We start from the raw sequence: 2,713 nt of genomic DNA on the forward strand, positions 1-2,713 counted from the left end.
CGGGAATGATGCCGAGCACCTCGGAGCCGGGACCTGTCAGCTGGGACTGGGGAATCCAGTCGCTGAACTGGTTCAGGGTTTCCGGTGCGGCCAGGACGTCCCAGCCGACGATGTCGGCCTCGGTTGCGATCTTCTCGACCCGGTGCACCTCGACGGTGGTGGTGGACAGCACCTCGAGGTGCTCGTGCGGCATCTGCATGTCGAAGGCGGTCACCCGGGTGCCCCAGTAGTCGCGGTAGCTGCTCAGGGCCGCCTGTGAGGGCGAAACCTTCATGGAGGACTCAAGTACCACCTGCTGCGGGTCCGTCAGCGGGGTCATCCGGGCCTCGTTGTAGGACAGGGTCACGCGTTTGTTGTACTTGTAGGCCGTCTTGTGAACGATGTTCAGCCGGGTCATGAAACTTCTCCCACCCAGGCCAGTTCGTCTGCCTGATTGAAGTACTTACGGGAAATGGCGTCCGAGGCCTGCGACACGGCCTTTTGCACACGCTCCATGTGCTCCGGCAGCTCCGACATGAGGTCATCGGTGCGGTGGAACTCCAGGAAGGTGCGGGCCTGCCCGACGATCCGGCGGGCGTCGTTGATGAAGCCGACGCGCTGGGCCGAGGGGTCGAGCTTCGCCAGGCACTCGTCGGCGTCGCGCAGCGCGTAGACGATGGACCGCGGGAACAGCCGGTCCAGCAGCAGGAATTCGGCCGCGTGCTGGTCCCCGAACGCAGCCCGGCGGGTCCGCAGGAAGGATTCGTAGGCCCCGGCGCAGCGGAGCATGTTCACCCAGGACATGCCGGCCGAGAGGACATCTCGGGTGGAGAGCATGCGCGCGGTCATGTCCGCACGCTCCAGCGACCGGCCCAGGACCAGGAACTGCCAGCTCTCGTCGTGGCTGACGGTGGTGTCGGCGAGGCCGCTGACCATGGCGGTGCGCTCCAGGACCCAGTTGCAGAACCGGTAGGTGCCCACCACGTCCTTGCGGTGCTGGTTGAGCCCGTAGTAGGTCGTGTTGAGGCTTTCCCAGAGCCCGGAGGAGACGGTCTCGCGGGCTCGGCGGGCGTTTTCCCGTGCAGCACCGAGGGAACCGGCAATGGAGGTGGCACTCTGCTTGTCGTAGGCGAGGGCGTTGAGCAGTTCGGGCAGGCCGAAATCGTCGCTTTGTGCGCGGGCACCCATGACGGCGAGGAGTTCCTGCGCCACGCTGCGCTGTTCCTCCATGGGAAGATGGTTGAGCAGTTCGAGGTGGACGTCGAGGATCCGGGCGGTGCCGTCGGCCCGTTCCACGTAGCGGCCGATCCAAAACAGTGACTCGGCAATACGGCTAAGCATTCGCGGTTACCTCCTGCGCGTCAGAAATCTGCTGCTGCTGCTGTTGCTGCTCTTTCTGGCTGTCGCGCCAGTTGCTCTCCACCGGCCAGACCGAAACCCGCTCGCGGACTGCGATGGTGGGCCGTGGGATCACTTCGACGGGGACCTGCGGGGAATCGGCCAGGACCCACGTGTCCTTGGAACCGCCGCCCTGGCTGGAATTGACGATCAGCGATCCCTCCTTGAGCGCCACCCGGGTCAGTCCGCCGGGGAGAACCCAGACGTCCTCGCCGTCGTTGACGGCGAAGGGGCGCAGGTCCACGTGCCGGGGGCCGAACTTGTCGCCGCTGAGCGTCGGCACCGTGGACAGCTGCAGGACCGGCTGGGCGATCCATCCGCGGGGGTCGGCGATGATCCGCTTGCGCAGGGCGTCGAGTTCGTCCCTGGACGCGTCCGGGCCGATCACGAGGCCCTTGCCGCCCGAGCCGTCCACCGGTTTGACCACGAGCTCGTCCAGGCGGTCCAGGACGTGTTCCCGGGCCTCCTTCTCTTCGAGCCGGAACGTGTCCACGTTGGCGATCACGGGCTCCTCGTTGAGGTAGTACCGGATGAGGTCGGGCACGTAGCTGTAGACCAGCTTGTCATCGGCGACGCCGTTGCCCACGGCGTTGGCGATCGTGACGCCGCCGGCGCGGGCGGCGTTGACCAGGCCGGGGCAGCCGAGCATGGAGTCGGCACGGAACTGCAGCGGGTCCAGGAATTCGTCGTCGATGCGTTTGTAGATGACGTCTACGCGCTGCTCGCCCGCGGTGGTGCGCATGTAGACCCGGTTGCCGCGGCAGATGAGGTCGCGGCCCTCGACGAGTTCGACACCCATGAGTCCGGCGAGAAGGGTGTGCTCGAAGTAGGCGCTGTTGAACACGCCGGGGGTCAGGACCACCACGGTGGGATCGTCGACGCCGGAGGGCGCCGTCTTCCGCAGGGCGGACAGGAGCCGGCGGGGGTACTCCTCGACCGGGCGGATGAGCTGCTGGCCGAAAGCCTCGGGCAGGCCCTTGGCCATGGCCCGGCGGTTCTCGAGGACGTAGCTGACGCCCGAGGGTACGCGCACATTGTCCTCCAGGACCCGGAACGTGCCCTCGGCGTCGCCGACGACGTCGATTCCGGAAATGTGGACCCGGACGCCGCCGGCCGGCTCAAAGCCGTGCACCTGGCGGTGGAAGTGCGCGCTCGTCGTGACGAGCTGGCGCGGGATGACGCCGTCGGACACCACGGTCATCTTGTCGTAGACGTCATTGAGGAAGGCTTCAAGGGCGCGGACGCGCTGGGCCACACCGCGTTCCAGGACGCTCCACTCATCGGCGGGGATCACGCGGGGGACGATGTCCAGGGGGAAGGGCCGTTCCTCACCCGC

At 67.0% G+C, this 2,713-nt stretch carries 3 protein-coding genes; all 3 read right to left on the reverse strand.

The annotated features are described in order from the left end of the window. Positions 1-397, reverse strand: a 397-nt coding sequence (locus LQV45_RS24530) for a transglutaminase N-terminal domain-containing protein (protein ID WP_290370308.1), incomplete at its 3' end; no start/stop codon positions are given. After that, positions 394-1,320 carry an alpha-E domain-containing protein gene (locus LQV45_RS24535; RefSeq protein WP_230009217.1) on the reverse strand — a complete coding sequence of 309 codons (927 nt, stop codon included), beginning with the start codon at positions 1,318-1,320 and terminating at the stop codon, positions 394-396. The genes LQV45_RS24535 and LQV45_RS24530, both read right to left, overlap by 4 nt. Continuing rightward, positions 1,313-2,713 (reverse strand): circularly permuted type 2 ATP-grasp protein (locus tag LQV45_RS24540; protein WP_230009218.1); only part of this gene is annotated, 1,401 nt, incomplete at its 5' end. The genes LQV45_RS24535 and LQV45_RS24540, both read right to left, overlap by 8 nt.

Source organism: Microbacterium sp. Bi128, assembly GCF_918698205.1.